This is a genomic window from Microcoleus sp. B3-D7, assembly GCF_036705305.1.
GTDB lineage: Bacteria > Cyanobacteriota > Cyanobacteriia > Cyanobacteriales > Microcoleaceae > Microcoleus.
In genome coordinates this window covers 122,925-144,078 of sequence record NZ_JAUBUE010000013.1, presented here as the reverse complement: position 1 = coordinate 144,078, position 21,154 = coordinate 122,925, and the positions used below count along the sequence as shown (strand labels likewise).

Below are 21,154 nucleotides of genomic sequence, written 5' to 3'. Positions count from 1 at the left end.
TGCCAAATATGCTTTTTTCGGCATCGCTTTTTATTTTTATGTGATTATAAGTAGTCTATCATAACCGGATTTGGTATAAAATCAGCATGAATGCCAGCAAACACTTGTCGCTGCTAGTTGGCATTAACCGCAGCTACAGCCACATATACCTTGCAAAAGCTTACAATTTATCAGGGTGCATTATCGCCTGCGGCAGTAGCACGCCGCCCGGATGATGGGGGGACAGATTAATCTGGAGAGGGAGTTGGGAAAAAGGTCAATTTTTACTGTATAATTGCCAGGAATAGTAGCTGAAAAAGTAGCTAGTTAAAGAGGATTTGCCAACCAATACTTGCCAGGGCAAAATCAGCGATCGCGTGGCTGATATAACTAGGCCAAAGTGAACGATAAGTTAGATAAGACTTAGACCAAATTATCCCGGCAGTGAAGACAGCTAAGGAACCTAAAATCACAGCCTGCCAGTCGCTGTAAGCTGCTATTACAAAAATGTGGTGGATCGTGAAAAATAGCGAACTCAGAAATATTGCTTTTGTTCCCGGTATGAGAATCTGGCACTTGTTGCAGACAAACCACCGCCAAGTAAATTCTTCAATCAGTGAGTTAACTACCACAAAATATGCTTCTACAATCAAGTAAATAGTAGGGCTGCTAATACCTAATTGGTGCGATTTTTCTTTGGCAACTACAGGATCGATCCAGTGCTGACCAAAAAGGCTATAGATACCCAGAATTACCGCAAACATGAATATTCCCCAAATAGCTCCAGCCAGCAATTCTTGGCGCTTGGGCAGGGATAAAAGCAGATTTTCGCGATCGACAAAAACAGACCACGCGATCGGAAAAACCAGCAACCAAACTTGACACAAGACTGACAGTGTTTGTCCCCAGCTTTCCGGGGCAATATACAAGCCTGCTATGATACCAATACTAGCTGCAGGGACAAGCAATGTTAAAGCCAATAGTGCTGTTTGGCGATCGCCCATATCTAACATTTTTTACGCTTATTTTTAAAATTGGATTGATATCAAAGGTAAAAGCGGGGCCACTGCGGACAGGCGATACCACTTTCAAAAAACAATGTAACTGTAGACCAGTAATCCCAACCTTTATGCAGTAATTCATTCCCCCTTTTTAAATCTAAAATGGTATGAGTTTTGTGTTGCTTATAAAAGTGGTGCTTATTTGTGGCGTCGAAAAATATGCAGTTGCACAAAATTGAAGACTCCGCCCTAAAGGAGTTTTTGTGGCAACAAAGTTTTTATTCCAACAGAATTTGATAATCTGTTGGCATTGGGGACTCCAAATACCATAATATGATTAAATCCCTAGTAGTTGTGTATTTTGGCTGAATGACGATCGCAATTGATTTTGGAACTAGCAACACCGTCGTCGCTCGCTGGAATCAAGTCCTCCAGCAGCCCGAAACTTTAAAATTACCGGGATTGTCGGCAATCTCGGCTCAAAATCCACCCCTAATTCCCAGTTTACTCTACGTTGAGGACGCTGCTCAAAGTAAAGTCATACTCGGTCAGCAAGTCCGCGACAGAGGCATGGATTTGAGTGGCGATTCTCGTTTTTTTCGCAATTTTAAGCGAGGAATTGGCACTTCAGTTCAGGGTTTTGTGCCGGAACTTGACGGGCAACTTATTAGTTTTGAACAAGTAGGTGAGTGGTATTTGAGCCAAATTGTGAGTTCAATTCGCCAACTGCCGTTGCCGATCGATTCTTTGATTTTTACTGTGCCGGTAGATAGTTTTGAAGCTTACCGCCATTGGTTGGGCAAAGTGTCACAATCTCTGCAAGTAGAACAGGTGCGGATGTTGGACGAACCTACGGCGGCTGCTTTGGGTTACGGTTTAGCCGATCGCGAAAATCTGTTAGTCATTGATTTCGGCGGCGGAACTCTAGACCTTTCTTTGGTGCGTTTGGACGCTTCCTCTGACAAAAAGCCCCTCGGTTTTATTCTGAAGTGGGGCGAAAAGCTATTAGCTGAATCTTCAGCGCAAAAAACAAAAGTTGCCCGGGTTTTGGCTAAAGCCGGACAAAATTTAGGCGGTTCTGATATTGATAATTGGCTGGTTGACTATTTTGTGAAAACAAAAGGGCTGGCCAAATCTCCGATAACAACGAGATTGGCAGAACGGTTAAAGATTCAGTTGTCTTTAGTGAATCAGGCAGTTGAGGTTTATTTTGATGACGAAAATTTTGAGAGTTACGAATTAGAATTAGACCGAACTCGTTTTGAATCTATCCTCGCGGAACATCAGTTTTTTGAGAAACTGGACGAGTGCATGAATCAAGTATTGCAGCAAGCGCGGCGCCAAGGCTTAGAAATTGGGGATATCGACGCAGTTTTGCTAGTTGGCGGTACGGTACAAATTCCCGCTGTCGGGCGTTGGGTGCAGCAATATTTCGTGCCCGCAAAAATTCGCTGCGACAAACCCTTTGAGGCGATCGCCCAAGGTGCTCTGCAACTGAGTCAAGGGCTAGAAATCAAAGATTTTCTCTATCACAGTTACGGCATTCGCTACTGGAACCGCCGCGACAATTGCCACAGTTGGCACAGTTTAATCAAATCCGGCCAGTCCTATCCGATGAGCGAACCGGTAGAATTAGTCTTGGGAGCTTCTTTAGAAAATCAGCCAAGTATAGAATTAATTATCGGCGAATTGGGAGCAGAAACTGGCGGCACGGAGATATATTTTGACGGCGACAGGCTAATTACTCGCCAACTCGCGGGTCAAACATCGGTACAGCCCTTAAATGATAAAGAAGGAGCACGCAGCATCGCGCAATTGACGCCACCTGGGTATCCGGGGAGCGATCGCATAAAAGTTTTGTTCCGCGTTGACGAACAGCGCTTTTTGCGAATTACCGTGGAAGATTTGCTGACAAATGAAACATTGTTAGAGGATAAACCCGTGGTGCAGTTAAGTTAAGGATAGACGTTAGATAATTTGGTAGATAATTCGGCTCTTGAAATCCCTGCATAGAGTCAAACTTTAGTCCTAGCAGAGGGGGACTAAGAAATTACTGGTTTACTGCTTCCCAGGCTCTTCCTAGGAACGCAGACCAGGAGGAAGAGCCTCGAATTTTCCGGCTCAGAAAGCCAGGCTCTTCCTGTGGACATCGGTTCCCAGGCTCTTCCTAGGAACCAGTTAGTTTTTGGAGATGTCTATTGGAGACGAAAACCTATGCAGATATTTAGATTTATGTCTGCGGGGGCTTGACATGGCGATAATTTTCGTGTAATTTTTTATTTGAAACACACTCGCATCAAAACCGCCAGTCTTTAATTGTATTATCAAGATTTTTATTAACCCCAATCCTAGGATATTAACAGCAATGAGTACAACTCCCGGCTTACCCCTCTGGGTGCAAGATAGAGAAGAAGTTCTGAAACAGGATGATGGAGTAGAATGGCGGTACGGGGATCGTCCAGACTATTCTCACACTAATGCTTTTTTGGAAAAGGAAAAGAAACACAATCATGCCGAGGGGTCTTTGAATGCGATCGCCTATAACCTGGTGAGAACATTTGAAATGGAAGCATCCTTCAAAACCAATCCCCAACAATGGCTCTCTGTAGTTACGGATAAATTCCGTATGAGCACTAATGGAGGAAAAGAATACACAGCCCAAGAAGTTGTAGATCAGGGAACCTATAATCTCTTTCTAGAAAACTCAGAACACTACCGCCCCTCTGATGAAACCTTTGAAACCTCCTACAACCTCTTTCACACAGCTTTTCCCGATGGCTTTCTCTGGGAATTAATCGAAGTCGTTGCAGGGCCTCCTAACGTTGTGTTTAAGTGGAGACACTGGGGTACTTTTAGGGGAGCTTACAAAGATCATCAAGCGACAGGAGAAACTATTGAAATTATTGGTCTTAGCATTGCTAAAGTTACAGAGGATTTAAAGATTGAGTCTGTAGAACATTTCTTTGACACCAATAAGTTCTTAACAGGGTTGACGACAGGAGGATGTCCAGTGAGTCATTAATCAAAGGAAGAGGTCATATCGTTTCCGCTGGAATCGGAATCATAAATAATTGTTCGAGTTGCAGTGCAAGCGTCTCCGTCGCTATAAGTAGCGAAAGCGAGGGAGACGCTTGCTTTCGCTTGACGCGGCCTGGGTATCCGGGGAGCGATCGCATCAAAATCTTCTTCCGCGTTGACGAACAGCGCTTTTTGCGAATTACCGTGGAAGATTTGCTGACAAATGAAACTTTGTTAGAGGATAAACCCGTGGTGCAGCTAAGTTAAGAATAGGTTTTACAGGTAAGGTGCGCTTCGGCGCACCCTACTGATTGCCTTCATAACAAATTGTTAAAAACAGATGAATTATAAACTAGAATTTCCACTCTCTCCCGAATTAGAAAAGTATCGCGACAGAATCGAAGCTACCATTAAACCTTACATCGAAATTCAAACCCAGAATAATGATGACGTTAATTGGTGGCAGAGTAAATTTGGGGGATTGCCTTATTTACCTAAAGGCTTTGAATATCCCAAAAGTTGTGACGGTAAATATTTATTTTTGCTAGCGCAACTCAACTTTTATGAAATACCGCCTTTAGAGGGTTTTCCCGATCGGGGAATTTTGCAGTTTTATATAGCAGACGATGACCTATATGGTTTAGATTTCGGCAATTACGCCAATGTAGATAATCCCGCAGTCGAGCAAAAATTCAAAATAATCTATTTTCCTCAGCCAGACTTCCAAGTTGAAAACATCATTACCAATTATGATTTTGTGCCGGAACCAGAATATTTTCCTGTTCAGGGCGGTTGCGGCTTGCAATTTACTAAAAAATATGCGCCGATTAGTACCAATGACTACCAATTTACCGAACTTTTAGGCTCGGAAATCCATGAGTTGTTTATGAACCATGAAATTGAGAATGAGTACCTAGAAATATCGCAGTCCGTTGGTCATAAAATAGGTGGTTATCCTGATTTTACACAAGAGGACGTAAGACAATATAGTAGTAACCCTGAGCAAAAACAAAAGCTAGACATTCTTCTATTGCAAATGGATACTGATTGCAATCATACAGTAGATATAATGTGGGGAGACACTGGTGTAGGTAACTTTTTTATTGATGAATCAGCACTCAGAGAATTAGATTTTAGTAAGGTTTTATACAATTGGGATTGTGCTTAAAAGCATCAGTTAAGTAAGCACGCCTAAAAAAACATAATACCCAGAACCCCGACTTCTTTAAGAAGTCGGGGTTCTAAGAGATGGAATAGTGTTTGACTATGCCCAATGCCCAATGCCCAATGCCCTAAACCTGAGATTTGTGCACCACCACGGGTGTTCCCACCGAGGCCCATTCAAATAGCCATTTAGCGTGATTGACAGCTACATTTGTGCAGCCGTGAGTAACGGGATTGCCAAACAAATTGTGCCAGTAAGCGCCGTGAATTGCCATGCCTCCGTCGTAATACATTGTATAGGGAACGTCGGGCACGTCGTAGTCCGGCCCTGTCATTCTAGTAACGCGGTGTTTGGTTTCAACGGCAAAGGTTCCGGTGCGGGTGGGAGTCGATGATTTGCCGCTGGAAATAATCACCGCGTAAACGGGTGTATTTCCTTCCCAAGCTATTAACCTTTGTCTTGACAAATCTATTTCAATCCAGCGTTCGCTCGATTGCTGCAACAGCATAATTTTATTGGCAATTATGTTGTGTTCTTCGCTGGCCAATGCGGTCATTGAACCGCCGCAGAATGTAGCAAAAGTGAGGGCGCAGCCGGCACAGAAAGTTCCAGCGCGGCGGAAGTAAGTTGAGTTGATAATGCTGTTCATTTCTCACACCTCGTACTATTTTAGATTTTAGGTTTTAGATTTTAGATTGGCTTGCCCTATTTTAGATTTTAGATTTGAAATGTTGGATTGGGAAACTGGACTTAACAAGTTGTTAAGTTTTGGGCGAGAGTTCGGGCAATTTCGACGATCGCGCGCCAATCGCGATTGTCCACTAAGTGTTTAGGAAATAAGTCTCCGGCTAAACCAACGGCGATCGCCCCGGCGTCAATAAATACTTTCGCATTTTCCAGCGTCACCCCGCCCGTGGGAATTAAAGGAATGTTTCCCAGGGGGCCTTGCAGGCTTTTCAGGTAAGCCGCGCCTCCCAAAGCCGATATCGGAAACACTTTAACGCAGGTAGCGCCTGCTTGCCACGCGGTCACAATTTCCGTAGGAGAAAAAGCACCGGGGACGATCGGCACTCCGGTATCAACTGCTGTTTTAATCATAGTTAAATCGGTGTGCGGAGTAAACAGAAACTGAGCACCGCAGTCGATTGCTTGTTGCAACTGTTCTAAGTTTAATAAAGTGCCGGTGCCAATACTAAAAGTAGGGAATTCACACCGGAGTTCGGCAATTAATTCAGCGGCTTTGTGGGTGTTCCAAGTAATTTCAATAAACTGGATTCCTCCGGCTGCTACCGATGATGCCATCTGCCAAGCAAGTTCCTTTTCTGAGGAACGGATGACTGCGATCGCCCGGTGTTTTTTTAGTAGTGTCAACCAAGATTGATGATTCATCCTAACTGATTTTGCCCCCAGATAATTCAATACAGTTCATATCGGAAGACCGAGCGGTTGAAACCGCATCTATACAAGCAAAACCCACCTCCGTGGGTTTCCGAGGGGGGGTTAAAATTGCGTTATTTTCTTTACACCACAGGCGAGTGGACTGCGTTTGAGTCGCTAGCTAGAGTAAGTAAAGCCTCAGCATCGCTCGGTTGTGCCATCCATATTACCGCCATTTGCATAACCTCGCTCTACCCGTTGTAATGAGCAACAACTTTAGTCACTTTTCCGGTTGCACTGACTTGCATAAACTCACCTGTCTTCGTGCCTTTTTGGTTGATGTAGTAAAGGACAACACTGGAAACTCCCCACATCACATCAAGCAACTCAAACTTGAGGTCAGGATAAACTTCCAGCCCCTTTTTGAAGTAGTTTCGTAGCGCTTCTTTGCCTGTCACTGTCCCAGATGGTTCGTTTAGCAGTTGCGCTGCGACAGGCGATATCAGAATTACATCTTCTGCGTAATGGGACATGATTCGATCGAGGTTATGAGTATTCCAAGCTTCAACCCAATCAAGTGCAAGTTCACGCACTCTATCTTCAGTGACGATCATGGTTTGCTACTCCAATGCTTTTTTTGGCTGATTCCTGTGTGCCCACAAAAAAATCGGGGCGATTCCAGACAATCCCAGAATCTCCCCAATTATCGATTTCAAATTTTAGATTAAATCTAAAATTCCAAATCTAAATTGTAAAATCGATTAGGCGATCGTCGCCATTTTCACATCGCTATTAGCTAACAAATTTTGCAATTCATCCGCATCCACCGTTTCCTTTTCAACTAGCATATCTGCCAAAGCATTAAGTACGTGGCGGTTGCCGACGAGTACATCTTTAGCGCGGCGGTAAGCTTGCTCTACCAACAAACGCACTTCATCGTCGATCGTAGCTGCGGTTTCTTCAGAGAAATCGCGTTCAGCCATGATATCGCGACCCATGAACATATTGCCTTGTTGGCGACCGAGAGCTACAGGGCCTAGCCGATCGCTCATTCCGAAGCGAGTCACCATTTGGCGCGCTACTCTTGCCACTTGCTGCAAGTCGTTCGACGCACCGGTTGTTACTTCTTCTTCGCCGAAGACAATCTCTTCAGCAATGCGGCCGCCCAAAGCTACGGCCATTTGATTTTGCAAGTAAGACCGAGAATACAAGCCAGAATCCATCCGATCTTCGCTTGGTGTGAACCAAGTCAAACCGCCAGCGCGACCGCGGGGGATAATGCTAATTTTCTGCACGGGATCATAATCGGGCATCAGCGCGCCGACTAAAGCGTGACCGGCTTCGTGGTAAGCTACCAAAGTTTTGCGCTTTTCGCTCATCACGCGGTCTTTCTTTTCCGGGCCTGCGAGCACGCGGTCGATCGCGTCGTTGACTTCATCCATTGAGACTTCGGTCAAGTTGCGGCGGGCGGCTAAAATTGCTGCTTCGTTGAGTAGGTTGGACAAATCCGCACCTGTGAAACCGGGTGTCCGGCGGGCGATTTTTTCCAAGTCCACGTCTTTCGACAAAGTTTTGCCGCGGGCGTGAACGTTGAGAATTTCTAGGCGGCCTCCGAAGTCGGGGCGATCGACCACAACTTGGCGATCGAAGCGACCCGGACGCAGCAGCGCCGCATCAAGTACATCGGGGCGGTTCGTGGCAGCAATTAAAATGATGCCAGTATTGCCCTCAAAGCCGTCCATTTCAGTCAGCAACTGGTTCAGGGTTTGTTCCCGTTCGTCGTTACCACCGCCCAAACCAGCTCCCCGCTGGCGGCCTACGGCGTCAATTTCATCGATAAATACGATACAAGGAGCGTTAGATTTAGCTTGTTCAAACAAGTCGCGGACGCGGGAAGCACCGACACCCACGAACATTTCCACAAATTCTGAACCGGAAATCGAGAAGAAGGGAACGCCTGCTTCTCCAGCCACTGCTTTTGCCAGCAGGGTTTTGCCAGTTCCGGGAGGGCCGACCAGCAGCACGCCTTTGGGGATTTTTGCTCCGACTGCGGTGAAGCGGTCTGCATTTTTCAGGAAGTCCACGACTTCTGCGAGCTCTAGCTTGGCTTGTTCGATGCCGGCCACGTCGCCGAAAGTCACCTGAGTTTGTGGCTCCATTTGGACTCTAGCTTTGGATTTGCCGAAGTTCATGGCTTGGTTGCCGGGCCCGTTTTGGGCGCGCCGCACCAGGAAAAACAGTCCGACCAAAAGCAGAATCGGGAAGAACAGGCTGCTGAGGGCTTTTACCCAGAAGCCTTCGTCGCTTTGGGGCAGAACTGAAATATCTACGTTATTTTTGGTCAGGATGTTGATCAGTTCGGGGTCGTTCGGCAGGTTAACGAGTACCTTGTTGCCGTCCTGGGCTGTGACCAGGGCTTTGCTGCGATCGGAACTGATATTTATTTTGTCTACTCTCTTGCCTTCGACTTCCTGAATGAATTGACTGTACTTCCAAACTTCGCGGCTTGGGGGCTGTTTGTCAAAAAAAGCCGTTGCTAAGGCAATGACTACAATAGCCAGCAGTGCGTACAGGCCAGCGTTTCTCCACCGTTTATTCACCGAGGTCGATCCTCCTAATTTTTAGTCCCTGTGATTTGGGAATTTTTATTTATGTTCATCAATCTTAACGTAATTGTAACTTGTTTTTGTGTGGTGAGGATTCCCGGCCATGCTGCGGCGGTCTGAGGTCGCGGGAACGGAACTGCCCTGCGCGGCGTCAGGAGATTCGGGTGTTGTCCTAATTTTTGCGTTTCCTCCTACACTATAAGACAGAATTTGTCAAGATTTTCAAAAGTGGTGGCGATCGCGTTAATCCCTTTTTCGGTTAAATAACCATGCAGAAACCGGGTTTGTTGACGGAAATACTGCACTTGAGTCTTTAAAAAAAGTGAAAAACCCGGTTTATTTGGTAGTTACGCGTAAGTTCTCTTAAACTGTTAGGTAAGGTAAAGTAGGACTGACCCAGAAACCAAGTGTGTTTACCACAAATCGTCATTTACCCCAATAGTCTGATCTCAAAAATCTGCTTTCTTTCGTAACTAAATTTAACTTCAGGGTTTTTTTTAGAAAACGCATTCCCAGATTAATCACACAATGAATTAAGGAAAAAATTTTATCATGACTTCAGAAATTAATAAAATCATTCCCGCAGAAATTAAGTACGATCAATTTTATCAGGCTATTAAACAAATAGCCAAACAAGAAGATATCAAAACCATTTTAGAAATAGGGTCATCTTCCGGCGAGGGAAGTACAGAAGCATTTGTCACAGGAATTAGAGAAAATCCCCATCATCCTCAACTTTTTTGCATGGAAATTTCCCAGGCAAGATTTACCGCACTACAAAACAGATATGCTAAGGAAGGCTTTGTAAAATGTTATAATGTTTCATCAGTAGGAATGAACAAATTTGCTCAAGAAAAAGAAGTTCTTGATTTTTATAATTCTTACCAAACAGCACTTAATCAATACCCCATAGAACGAGTATTAGATTGGCTCAAACAAGACCTAAAATATCTTCAAGATTCTGGAGTATCTCAGGCAGGAATTAAGCAAATAAAATCAGAAAACAAAATCATTTTTTTTGATGTTGTCTTAATAGATGGTTCTGAATTTACCGGGGAAGCTGAATTAGATGAAGTCTATGGCGCTAAATTTATATTGCTAGATGATATTAATACCTTTAAAAACCATAAAAATTACCATAAACTTCTCAAAGATCCTAATTATAAACTCTTATTGCATAATGTTCATCTGCGAAATGGTTATGCCATTTTTCAGCAAGAAAAATTTGCGTTTAATGAAGAACAAATCGAACAACGGCTTGTACAAAGATTAGTTCGTCAAGGGATGACTGTTTTCGATATTGGAGCAAATATTGGTAACTATTCTCTTTTGTTTAGTAATTTAGTCGGACGTGAAGGAAAAGTATATTCATTTGAGCCGACTTCAACTACTTTTAATACACTTAAAGAACGAACAGAAAGTAATCCGAATATTTTTCTTTTTCAGAATGCAGTCTTTTCCGAGAATAAACTGATTGAATTTAATGAATTTCCTGATGAGTTTTCGGTTTGGAACAGCATCGGCAGACCGCAGATGGAAAATCCCGAAAATCCCCTGGAATATGTACCTCTTGTCAAAACAGAAACCGTTAACGCGATCGCGCTTGATTCATTTTGTCAACAACATAATATTGAGAAAATAGATTACTTAAAAATCGATGTAGAAGGCGCTGAAAGTGATGTCCTTCTAGGAGCAACAGGTCTTTTAAATAAAAAAGCCATCCAGTTTATACAATTTGAAATCTCTCAAAAAATGCTAGAGGGATTGAATCGGAGAGCACAAGACACCTTTGACTTATTAAAAAAATATGGCTATGAGTGCCACCGGATAGAGAAAGATGGGGCAATAGGGGCGCAAGTAGGAGGCTCAAACTCTTTCTATGAGAATTATATCGCGTTCATCCCAGCAGAAATCAAAAAGGAAGTCAGCCCAAGGGTTTTATCGAAGCAGTTCACTTCTACAGCATCAGATCCGGGCGGGATCAGACCTATGAATAAGTCATTATCACACCTTTCTCTGAAAAATAAAAATGCGATTGAGTTTCTTTTTGAGAGCGGAAAGCCTATTAAGCTGGAGCTAGGGGCTTCAGAAAAAAGAATGGAAGGGTGGACGACAATTGATCTAGATCCTAGGAGCGATTTATGTCTTGATTTATCACAACCCCTTCCTTTCCCAGACAATTGTGTAGAGCAAATATATTCATCTCATTTATTAGAACACTTCTCTTACCCCTGCCCTATGGTTAACTTGCTCTCTGAATGCTATCGAGTCCTACAACCAGGAGGAGTATTCAAAGTAGCAGTCCCCAACGCGAGGATATATATAGAGGCTTATGGGAAGCCAGAAAGCTTTGACGCGCAAAAACATTGTCTTTATAAGCCAGCATTTCACTATCATTCAAAAATAGACTTCATTAACTATATTGCGTACATGGACGGTCATCACCGCTTTCTGTTCGATGAAGAAAACCTCCCCAAGATTATTGCTAATGCTGGATTTGAAGATGTCAGACTAAGATCCTTTGAACTAGGCTTAGATTTAGAAGCAAGGAAGCATGAGTCCATCTATGTAGAGGGTACAAAACCTCTGGCGGGTACAAAGCTCCTGAGCGTTCACTTTTTCACTATTGTCCTTAACGGTGAACCGTTCATCCGTTATCATATTGATGTCTTGAAAAAATTACCCTTTCGATGGCACTGGCATATTGTCGAGGGGGTAGCAGATTTAAAACATGATACGGCTTGGAGTGTCACTCTGGGCGGTAATATTTCTGATGAGGTTCATCGCGAGGGGCGCAGCCTGGATGGGACTACCGAATATTTAGATGAACTGGCTCGTCTCTATCCCCAAAATATTAGCATTTATCGTAAGCCAGAAGGCGAATTTTGGGAAGGGAAACGAGAAATGATAAATGCTCCTCTTTCCCGGATTTCTGAAGAGTGTTTATTGTGGCAAATTGATGTAGATGAACTCTGGACTTTTGAGCAGATTTGCAAAACTCGACAGATGTTTATTGAACATCCTGAAAAAACAGCGGCTTTTTATTGGTGTTGGTATTTTGTTGGGGAAAATTTAGTTATTAGCACTCGTAATTGTTATGCAAATAATCCTCAATATGAATGGCTACGCACTTGGCGTTTTAAACCAGGTATGGTATGGGCAACCCATGAACCGCCCAGATTAGCGGAACCCTTACCTAACGGTAAATGGCGCGATGTCGCGTTTGTTAATCCTTTTCAACATCAAGAAACCGAAAAAGAGGGGTTAGTTTTCCAACATTTTGCCTACGTTACCCCGAATCAATTGCGCTTTAAAGAGCAATATTATGGTTATAAAAATGCGACTTCCCAATGGTTAAATCTGCAACAACAGACTCAACTTCCTGTGTTATTGCGTCAATACTTTGATTGGGTTAATGATGAGAGTCAAGTCAATAGCGCGATCGCGTGTGGAGTCGAACCCATTGCACAACGAGATATTAGTACAAAAAGGTGGCAATTTAAAACTGTGTCTTCTTTACCTGCACTTGCTGTTAAGCCTAGTCAAAAATCTCCGACAATTCTCATTGATGGTGTATTTTTTCAACATAATAATACAGGCATTGCTCGCGTTTGGACATCCCTCTGGCAAGAATGGGAAAATACGAACTTTGCTCAAAATATTATCATTTTAGATCGTAATGGAACGGTTCCAAAAATTCCAGGTATCCGTTATCGAACTATTCCCCTTTACGATTATGGTAATACCGATCGCGATCGCGCGATGCTCCAACAAATCTGCGATGAAGAAAAAGCCGATTTATTTATTTCTACTTATTATACAACGCCTTTGTCAACGCCATCGGTATTCATGGCCTATGACATGATTCCAGAGTTGATGGGACAAAATATTGGTCATCCCGAGTGGAGAGAAAAGCATTTCGGTATCCGCCATGCCTCGGCCTACATCACCATTTCGGAAAATACAGCCCGCGATTTAATTAAGGTTTTTCCGCAGATTTCTTCAAATTCTATCGCTGTAGCGCACTGTGGCATGGATGCCAATTTTTCGCCAGCCGATAGAGAAGAAATTTCAGGCTTTAATTCAAAATACAGCATTACCAAGCCCTATTTTCTTTTGGTAGGCGAAAGGGTGGGCTGGCATGGTTACAAGAACGGGATATTATTCTTCAAAGCCTTTTCTCAACTTGCCAACAAGTTTGACTTTGATATAGTCTGTGCAGGTGGCAAACCTGTATTAGAACCAGAGCTGAAATTGTTGTACAGTTCTGGAATCACTGTCCACACGCTGCAACTAAGCGACAGCGAACTGAGAGCTGCTTATTCGGGTGCTTCAGTGTTAGTTTATCCGTCGAAATATGAAGGCTTTGGGTTGCCAGTCCTTGAGGCAATGGCTTGCGGTTGTCCAGTCATCACCTGTCCAAACGGTTCGATTCCAGAAGTAGCAGGACAAGCAGCGGTTTATGTAAACGGGGATGATGTTATTGGGCTTGTCAATGCTTTGCAGGAAATACAGAAGCCCGCTGTCCGCAACTCATTAATTGCGGCGGGGTTAGAGCAAGCTAAGAAGTTTTCCTGGTCGAAAATGGCTGCAATTGTTAGCTCAGTTTTGGTTCAAGTAGCTGAGCGCGCACATTCGGAGAATGCTTCCGTTCAACACCCAACTGATGCAGGCTTGCAGGGGGAATTCGCGAATGCTGAGAACTCCCAGCCTGTCCCCTCCGCTTTTAAAGTATCTGCGATCGTTTCTACCTACAATTCCGAAAAATTTATCCGCGGCTGCTTGCAGGACTTGGTAGAGCAAACGCTGTACAAACAAGGCCAACTCGAAATCATAGTAATTGACAGCCGTTCCCAAGAAAATGAACAGTCTGTTGTGCGGGAATTTCAAGCGAAATATCCGAATATAGTGTACGAGCGCACTTCTGACCGCGAAACACTATATGCAGCCTGGAATCGAGGCATTAAGATGTCGCGCGGAGCTTACATAACTAATGCTAACACCGATGACAGACACCGCCCCGATGCCCTAGAATTCATGGCGAAATACTTGGACGAAAACGCCGAAGTAAGTCTGGTGTATGCTGACCAATTAATCACCAGCACAGCTAACGATACTTTTGCAAAAACCCAAGCAGAAAAGCGCTGGAAGTGGCCAGCATTTGACTACAGCGAACTCGAACGGCGCTGCATTATTGGCCCTCAGCCGATGTGGAGAAAATCGCTGCACGAAAAACACGGCTATTTCCGAAGCGAATTTACGGCGGCTGGCGATTACGAATTTTGGCTGCGGATTGGCAAAAGCGAAAATATTGTGTACTTGCCAGAAATTCTCGGCTTGTACTACGAAAATCAACAAGGTTTGCAACATTCATCGCCAATATCGTACCAAGAAACTCGGCAAATATGGGATGAATATGGGATCACTCGCCGAGGTGTAAAACCAGCCACTACATTACCTGTTTCACTCTCTCCATCACAGCTAAATGCCATGCCCTACCGCACCTCCGCAGAAACACTCGTCAGCGTAATCATTCCCTGCTACAATCACGCAACTTTACTCAGAGAAGCTGTTGAAAGTGTTGTCCGTCAAACTTATCCAAACTGGGAGTGCATAATTGTCAATGATGGCAGCACTGATGATACCAGCAACTTCGCCAATTATTTAATTAAACTGTATCCTCAAAAATCGTTTCGCCTCATAGATAAACCCAACACGGGACCCGCTGATTCGAGAAATGTTGGCGTTCAGCAGTCGTCAGGAAAGTTTATTTTATTCCTAGATGCTGATGATAAACTTCATCCCAACTTTCTAGAGGAGTGCGTGGAAATTTTATTAGCAAAGCCCAAGGTTGGTTTTGTCTACACAGATGTGCAGCACTTCGGAGCAAACTGCGATTTAGTTGTTCACGGTGACTTTGATGCCAATCGGTTTTTGAGAGACAATCAAGCCCCTGCTACTTCCCTATTTAGAAGGGAGATTTACGAGCAAGTAGGCGGCTTGAAAAAAGTGATGAAGCTGGGATGCGAAGATTGGGAGTTTTGGGTGTCTGCCTATGAAAAAGGCTGGTTAGGCGATCGATTACCTAAGCCTTACCTCTATTACAGGCAGCACGGCGACGGATCTAGCAGAACCCAAAAAATGGCAGGCGATCGCCCAAAATTAGACTTAATGAGAGCCACAATTATTCACCTCCACACTCAACTTTACAACCCAGAAGAAGTGCGTTGGTCACAGCAAATTTTGCAGCAACACGGCAATTTAATTGCTAACGAATTAGTTGAATTAAACAAACCCGAACAATTTTTAACTTTGCTGTCCCAATATGTGGGAGAGTATCAAAAAGACCAAGCTAATGAAGTAAACCTCGCTAACATCCGCCAATCTCGGCAGCAACTTGCCAATTATTGGCTGAATCTGCCTGCAGAACAAGTGGCAAATGCCTATGGCGGTGATGCAGGTAAGGCGCAGCAGCTACTGCTAAACAGCAATATCAAAGATGAAGCGCTGACAGATGCCGAAAAGACTGTTATCGATCGACTAGCAGCACATCTATCCCAGGGAGTTAAAAATCCCAAAGATATTAACTACCTACTAACAGCCGCCCTCTATCGTCGTGCAGATCAGTTACTGCTGAACTATGAAAAGGCAGTTATACCTAATTGGTTTGTCAACGACTACCTCAAATTTATGTTTGCTGCGCCTACTCTTTTTCAAGAAATAGGAGAAGCTGACAATTATTGCCGGTATGTGCAGGGATGGGTCAGTTATTTGCATAGCAATATCTTCAAGAACCAAAAGTCACAAGTGTGGCAGGAAATCGCCTCGTTATTCACGAAAAGCGCTAACTTTATTCCTCTGTACTTTAATAGTGAAAATCTCAAGGAGGTATACACAAAGCGGGCCGATATTATTGAATATGCCATGAAAAATCGTGGCGCTGCGATTGATTGCATTTTTCCGACTAGACCTGCTAACAGGCAGAAAATTCGCCTTGGTGTCCTGACTAAACATTTCGGGGCGATGACGGAAACTTTCGCTACCTTGCCAGCTTTTGAATATCTGAATCGAGAGCAATTTGAAATTATTTTATACGCTCTCAATCTCGACGGGAATAAACTAGAGCAGTATTGTCAGAGTCGCGCTGACAGGCTGGTTAAACTATCTAATGACTTGCCAAGTCAAGTTCAGACAATCCGCGCTGATGACTTAGATATTCTGCTGATTGCTACCAATATTACTGCGGTTACTCATCCGATTAGTTTACTGGCGTTGCATCGATTGGCGCGGGTACAAACTACCTGTTTTAATTCTCCCGTTACCACAGGAATGCGACACATTGACTATTACATTGCTGGTAAGTTGATGGAACCTTCACCTGAAGGACAGGATCATTATCGCGAGCAATTAGCAACTATTGACGGGCCTGGTTGCTGTTTTAGCTATACCCTCGAACCTTACACTCCTAACATTAATTTCACTAGAAATAGTATCGGCATTTCCGAGGAATCGGTGGTCTTTATTTCGAGTGCGAATTTGTATAAGCTAGTGCCGGAGTTAAGGGAAACATGGGCAAAGATTATGGCGGCTGTTCCTAATTCTGTGCTGTTTTTAATGCCCTTCGGCCCTAGCTGGACTAATCATTATCCTGGGGGGGCTTTTGTGAATAATATGAAAGCCGTTTTTGCTAAGTATGGCATTGAGAGTAATCGTTTGCGGGTGTTGAAGAGTTTTCCTAACCGTGCGGATGTTAAAGAAGTTTTGAAATTGGGGGATGTTTATTTGGATTCCTATCCCTATGCGGGGACTACTTCCCTTGTAGATCCGTTAGAGGTGGGACTTCCAACTGTTGTCAGGGATGGTGATACTTTGCGATCGAGAATGGGGGCTGCGGTGGTACGATCGCTCTCTATGCCCGATTTAATTGCCAATAGCGAAGCATCTTACATTCAACTAGCCGTTAGTCTCGGCACTAACCCTGAACTTCGGCAGCGCTATCGCCACGAAATTCAGCAAAAAATGCAAGCTAATCCGGCTTGTTTTGACAGTGTGGCATACTCTGGGGCGATCGGCAAATTATTCCAAGAACTCTTTGGCAACTGGCAAAGCAGCCACCTGGAAGCATCGCGCAACTTACAGGATAGCATTCCCAAGCAGCCAGATTTGGACGAGATTCTCTCGAATGCCGTCAACCTTTACCAACGAAACTCCTCAAACATCTCAGCAATATCCGAACTGCGTCAAATCCGCAAACAAATCGCTGATTTTTGGCTCAACCTTCCCGCCGAAAACCTCGAAACCGCCTACCGAAGCGCTTCAGGTAACAGCTATCAAATCCTGCTCAAGAGCGGTTTCCAACGTCAACCGATGATCGAAAGCGAACAAATATTTTTGCAGCAATTAACCCAGATTAGCAAAGGATTAGTGCATCCCAAAGCTGTCAACGCCTTGCTTGCCGCGATGCTGTATTTCCCGCCGGGAACCATGCGAATTCCCGACGCTCGTAACCGTTTGCCGCACTGGTTAATTGGGGATTACGAACAAGTTTTTGAGACTGAATCCGCCGTCAAGTCTGATTCAACTACTGATTTGCTAGCTCAATACATTCAATCCCGGCAATTCGCGAATCAACTGTTAGGATGCGTCAATCTTTACCGCATCGATCCATCTGACGAATCGATAGTTTTGGAACTCCGCCAAATCAGAAAACAAATGGCTGATTTTTGGCTGACTGTTCCTTCAGAAAAACTCGAAAGTTTTTACCGAGGAGACGTTCGCAAGGGATATCAAGCAATACTTAGCTGCGGCTTGCAAGCAGAATCGATGACTGAAGCCGAACAGCAGTTTTTGCAGAAATTGACTGAAATTAGCAAAGGGTTGGTGCAGCCTCAAGCTATCAATGCTCTGCTGGGGGCAATGCTGTATTTTGTTCCGGGAAAAATGCGGGTTCCCGATGCTCGCACCCGCTTGCCCCAGTGGTTGCTTGAAGATTACGAAAAGGTGTTTGAGAGCGCATTTACGACAACAGAACAACCACTTGTCAAACAAGATTATCTGCCGCAGTTTATAAATCAATTAACTGCTGCTGTCAATCTTTATGAAATCGACCCGACGGCTGAATTGGTAATAGCAGATTTGCGGCATATTCGCAAGCAAATTGCCGATTTGTGGCTGAGCGTTTCCGGCGAACAAGTAGAAGTTTTGTACCGGAGCGATTTTGGCAAGGGTTACAAAGCAATGTTGGGCAGCGGGTTTATTAATGAGCCGCTGCATGAGAGCGATCGCGAGTTTTTTAACTCGTTGGTTGCTGAGTTGAGTAAAGGCTTTGGCTCGCCTAAAGCTGTAAATAATTTGTTGGCTGCGATGCTGTATTGTCGCCCTGGACAGTTGCGGGTTCAGGATGCAAATACTTGTTTGCCTGCGTGGTTGTTGGAGGATTACGAGCAGTTTGTTGGGGGTGCGGTTAAGGTGGCTGTTGGGTGATGAAAGGCGGAGTTTTTGAGATTTGGGATTAGTTGCTAATTTCAAATCTCAAGATTAAACGAACCGCGAAGACGCCTTCGGCGATGGCGTTCCCGTTCCCTGCAGGGGTTCGGTGAAGGGTAGGGTAGGACACCAAGCAAGAGAGTAGAACGGAAGAGAAAGAGTTGAGAAATTATTGTCTCTACTCCGAGTAATTCAATTTAACACAAGTTCTGGCTGCTGAGTCTCAAATAAGGGGCGAGTTACCTGACGCAGCAGCACTGTTTCTAAACTGCCTTCTACTACATTTTCTGCTTCTATTTCCAACTCACCCCACAATAGCCGATCGCCTTGATTGGGCATTTTACCTAAATTGTGAATCACGAATCCGGCGATTGTTTGGTAAGCTTGGTTAGTCGGCAGGTTTAACCCGAGTTTTTCGTTAACTGCTGTCACTTCCCATACGCCAGAAATTAGTGCCGAATGAGCATCTTTTTGGATAACAGTTGCCTCGGAAGCTGGCAGCAGCGGTTGAGACTCTTTACTGGTAATCCAACCAGTCAGCAGCCGCACGGTACCGTTGAGAATTGCTAGCAGCGGCCACAGTAATTTTGAGCAGAGTTCGAGGGCTGGCATCAGCAGCAAAGCGGTGCGTTCTGGGGCGTGGGTTGCTAATACTTTGGGGATTAGTTCTCCTAAGACTATTTCTACGTAAGTTACAAAGATAAAAGCTGCGGGAACTGCGATCGAATGAGCAGTCAGCACGGCCGACAAATGACCGATCGGCAATTTGTCGATCCACGGTTCGATCCAGTGTACAGTCGCTCCCTCACCCAACCAGCCCAACAGCAAACTCCCTGCTGTTGTTCCAGTTTGAGTCACAGACAGGTAATGCGGTATGTTGTTTTGAGCTTGGTGGACGAGTTCGGCAGTTTTGGCGGTTGGGCGATCGTCCAACTGGGCAAGTTGGCGGATTTGATGGCGATCGGCTGATACTAATGCTAGTTCTGACGCCACAAAAAAGGCGATTAAAAGTGTTAAGCCCAGCAACATTGCTAATCTCAGCATTGTTTGAGCGACTTCTATTTCCAGGCAAGTAAGGTTGTTCAAGATAGATATCTAATATGATAAAGGTTTTAGGTTAATTCTTTTATTTTAGCTTGGGATTCAGATAGGTTTATCCCCCGAGATTTCGGATATCCCCACTACTCTTATTCGTAGGTGCGCCGAGGAGGCGCACCTTACCCGTAGAACTTGTAAACTCTTTCTCTTCTCTTATCATCCTTCGCCATAATAGGGCTAAGGCGAGTTTCATCGGTTCGTTAAAAAAATCTAATTGACAACACCGGAACTCATTGCTGTATCAACTTTCCCTTACTCCCCGGAGCGAGTTAATTTCTGTAAAAGTCTGCACCGGATCGGACTTCAACCCGCCTTGAATGTAATTCAACTTCACTTCTTCCAACAAATCCGACAGCAGCGACTGCAATTCCCCGAGAGTTTTCTCATCTTGCAATTCCCGCCGCAAACTTTGATTAAATTCTTGGCTGAAATTATCGAGAATTTTTCTACCTTTATCGTCTTCATAAGTAGTAGATACCACATCCACAGCAGTTTGAGTCAAATAACTTGCTAGCTGTTCCGTCATCTCGGTCGGCAAAATGTTAATAGGAGAGATAGTTTGTAGGATTTGATAGAAATCCGACTGTTTGATTGTTGTTTCCAAATTGTGGTGCAGCAATTCTTCCAAATCCGGTTGCACCTGCGGCAAAACTTTGTAAATTGTCAGATCCAAAATGCGCTTGGTAATTTGTTCGATCGTATTTTCCTGATTGACATGAAGGTACGGCTGCTGCGCCAGCAACATCTGCGCCGCGTCGCCCTGTTTGATCGAACTTTTAGCTTGATTGATAAACCGCACCATCATGTATTCCGAGATCGTATTGGCTAAATAAGCCACTGGTTCGTAGGTAACTTGAGCAACTACGCGATCGAGATTCACCAAACCCGACTTGTGAAGCCGCACCAATACCGGCAGAATCCGCCACCCCTGCCAAATCGGTATCACCAGAAACACCTCGTACCAGCGCCTCAGCACAAAATCAAACCAAGTTACCCCCGGTTTGCGGCGGGTATGGAACAGACTTTTAATCAAAAATTCCGCCCCAAAAAAACCGATAAACAACGCATCAATTCGCCAAAACTGGTCAGCGCTTTTCAAATATTCTGGATTTTGTAAACTTGAATCAATGCCTTTAATCGGGTCATAAATTTTAACTAAACCTGGAAAATAGCTCTGATAAACAGGCCGCAACTGAAGGTAACTGAAATGGAAAAGTACCAGCAAAAAATTGACCAGCGCTACTAGGGCGCTGAATTTTGCCCAAGAAATTGCTTTTTTGGACAATGTTATATCGGTGGTGTTAACAGTTGTGTTGGAATCAGACATAAAAGTAATCTTCTGAATTTGCTAATCGATAAATCTATCTTGTGGCTGAGGCTAAAAAACTCTTAACCTATTAAGATCCCTTGGACGATAAGTATAA

13 protein-coding genes are annotated in these 21,154 nt (G+C 44.2%); 6 read left to right on the top strand and 7 right to left on the bottom strand.

The features are described from left to right. Positions 1-86: 86 nt before the first annotated feature. Positions 87-215: a hypothetical protein gene (locus QUB25_RS12375; RefSeq protein ID WP_333183543.1), complete on the top strand. Its 129-nt coding sequence runs from the start codon at positions 87-89 to the stop codon at positions 213-215. Positions 216-302: 87 nt separating this feature from the next. Here the strand turns inward: QUB25_RS12375 and QUB25_RS12370 are convergent, their stop codons facing one another. Then, positions 303-992: a CPBP family intramembrane glutamic endopeptidase gene (locus QUB25_RS12370; RefSeq protein WP_333183542.1), complete on the bottom strand. Its 690-nt coding sequence runs from the start codon at positions 990-992 to the stop codon at positions 303-305. A 357-nt stretch (positions 993-1,349) separates the two neighbouring features. Here QUB25_RS12370 and QUB25_RS12365 point away from each other — a divergent pair, with 357 nt between their 5' ends. From QUB25_RS12365 to QUB25_RS12350, 4 genes are all read left to right on the top strand, one after another. Next, positions 1,350-2,939, top strand: a complete 1,590-nt coding sequence (locus QUB25_RS12365) for an Hsp70 family protein (RefSeq protein WP_333183541.1) — start codon at positions 1,350-1,352, stop codon at positions 2,937-2,939. 406 nt (positions 2,940-3,345) lie between these two features. Continuing rightward, positions 3,346-4,002, top strand: a complete 657-nt coding sequence (locus QUB25_RS12360) for an ester cyclase (RefSeq protein WP_333183540.1) — start codon at positions 3,346-3,348, stop codon at positions 4,000-4,002. Beyond that, the gene (locus QUB25_RS12355; RefSeq protein WP_333183539.1) at positions 3,984-4,265 is read left to right on the top strand and encodes a hypothetical protein; all 282 of its coding nucleotides are present in this window, start codon (positions 3,984-3,986) and stop codon (positions 4,263-4,265) included. The genes QUB25_RS12360 and QUB25_RS12355 overlap by 19 nt, the downstream gene beginning before the upstream one ends. A gap of 73 nt (positions 4,266-4,338) precedes the next feature. Next, positions 4,339-5,166 (top strand): DUF1963 domain-containing protein, encoded by an 828-nt coding sequence (locus QUB25_RS12350; protein WP_333183538.1) that lies wholly within the window; start codon positions 4,339-4,341, stop codon positions 5,164-5,166. 124 nt (positions 5,167-5,290) lie between these two features. On the opposite strand, the gene QUB25_RS12345 is transcribed toward QUB25_RS12350, so the two are convergent. The 4 genes from QUB25_RS12345 to ftsH3 all read right to left on the bottom strand — a co-directional run bounded on the left by QUB25_RS12345 (position 5,291) and on the right by ftsH3 (position 9,140). After that, the gene (locus tag QUB25_RS12345; RefSeq protein ID WP_333040548.1) at positions 5,291-5,812 is read right to left on the bottom strand and encodes a L,D-transpeptidase; all 522 of its coding nucleotides are present in this window, start codon (positions 5,810-5,812) and stop codon (positions 5,291-5,293) included. 101 nt (positions 5,813-5,913) lie between these two features. Then, on the bottom strand, positions 5,914-6,552 hold the full coding sequence (locus tag QUB25_RS12340) for a bifunctional 4-hydroxy-2-oxoglutarate aldolase/2-dehydro-3-deoxy-phosphogluconate aldolase (protein ID WP_333183537.1): 639 nt from the start codon (positions 6,550-6,552) through the stop codon (positions 5,914-5,916). A 239-nt stretch (positions 6,553-6,791) separates the two neighbouring features. Then, positions 6,792-7,154 (bottom strand): nuclear transport factor 2 family protein, encoded by a 363-nt coding sequence (locus QUB25_RS12335; RefSeq protein WP_333183536.1) that lies wholly within the window; start codon positions 7,152-7,154, stop codon positions 6,792-6,794. Positions 7,155-7,301: 147 nt separating this feature from the next. Next, a complete protein-coding gene (gene ftsH3 / locus QUB25_RS12330; protein ID WP_006633639.1) occupies positions 7,302-9,140 on the bottom strand; it encodes an ATP-dependent zinc metalloprotease FtsH3 in 1,839 nt (612 codons plus the stop codon). A 558-nt stretch (positions 9,141-9,698) separates the two neighbouring features. Here ftsH3 and QUB25_RS12325 point away from each other — a divergent pair. After that, the gene (locus QUB25_RS12325) at positions 9,699-18,629 is read left to right on the top strand and encodes an FkbM family methyltransferase (protein WP_333183535.1); all 8,931 of its coding nucleotides are present in this window, start codon (positions 9,699-9,701) and stop codon (positions 18,627-18,629) included. Between the two features lie 195 nt (positions 18,630-18,824). On the opposite strand, the gene QUB25_RS12320 is transcribed toward QUB25_RS12325, so the two are convergent. Both QUB25_RS12320 and QUB25_RS12315 read right to left on the bottom strand, forming a co-directional pair. Further along, a complete protein-coding gene (locus QUB25_RS12320; RefSeq protein ID WP_333183534.1) occupies positions 18,825-19,718 on the bottom strand; it encodes a CNNM domain-containing protein in 894 nt (297 codons plus the stop codon). A gap of 253 nt (positions 19,719-19,971) precedes the next feature. Next, entirely contained in the window at positions 19,972-21,057 is a 1,086-nt protein-coding gene (locus QUB25_RS12315) for a hypothetical protein (protein ID WP_333059658.1), read from the bottom strand. Between the last annotated feature and the right edge of the window lie 97 nt (positions 21,058-21,154).

Coding starts and splice junctions, on each gene's coding strand:
- QUB25_RS12375 (WP_333183543.1), top strand. CDS start 87: ATGAATGCCAGCAAACACTTGTCGCTGCTAGTTGGCATTAACCGCAGC.
- QUB25_RS12370 (WP_333183542.1), bottom strand. CDS start 992: ATGTTAGATATGGGCGATCGCCAAACAGCACTATTGGCTTTAACATTG.
- QUB25_RS12365 (WP_333183541.1), top strand. CDS start 1,350: ATGACGATCGCAATTGATTTTGGAACTAGCAACACCGTCGTCGCTCGC.
- QUB25_RS12360 (WP_333183540.1), top strand. CDS start 3,346: ATGAGTACAACTCCCGGCTTACCCCTCTGGGTGCAAGATAGAGAAGAA.
- QUB25_RS12355 (WP_333183539.1), top strand. CDS start 3,984: ATGTCCAGTGAGTCATTAATCAAAGGAAGAGGTCATATCGTTTCCGCT.
- QUB25_RS12350 (WP_333183538.1), top strand. CDS start 4,339: ATGAATTATAAACTAGAATTTCCACTCTCTCCCGAATTAGAAAAGTAT.
- QUB25_RS12345 (WP_333040548.1), bottom strand. CDS start 5,812: ATGAACAGCATTATCAACTCAACTTACTTCCGCCGCGCTGGAACTTTC.
- QUB25_RS12340 (WP_333183537.1), bottom strand. CDS start 6,552: ATGAATCATCAATCTTGGTTGACACTACTAAAAAAACACCGGGCGATC.
- QUB25_RS12335 (WP_333183536.1), bottom strand. CDS start 7,154: ATGATCGTCACTGAAGATAGAGTGCGTGAACTTGCACTTGATTGGGTT.
- QUB25_RS12325 (WP_333183535.1), top strand. CDS start 9,699: ATGACTTCAGAAATTAATAAAATCATTCCCGCAGAAATTAAGTACGAT.
- QUB25_RS12315 (WP_333059658.1), bottom strand. CDS start 21,057: ATGTCTGATTCCAACACAACTGTTAACACCACCGATATAACATTGTCC.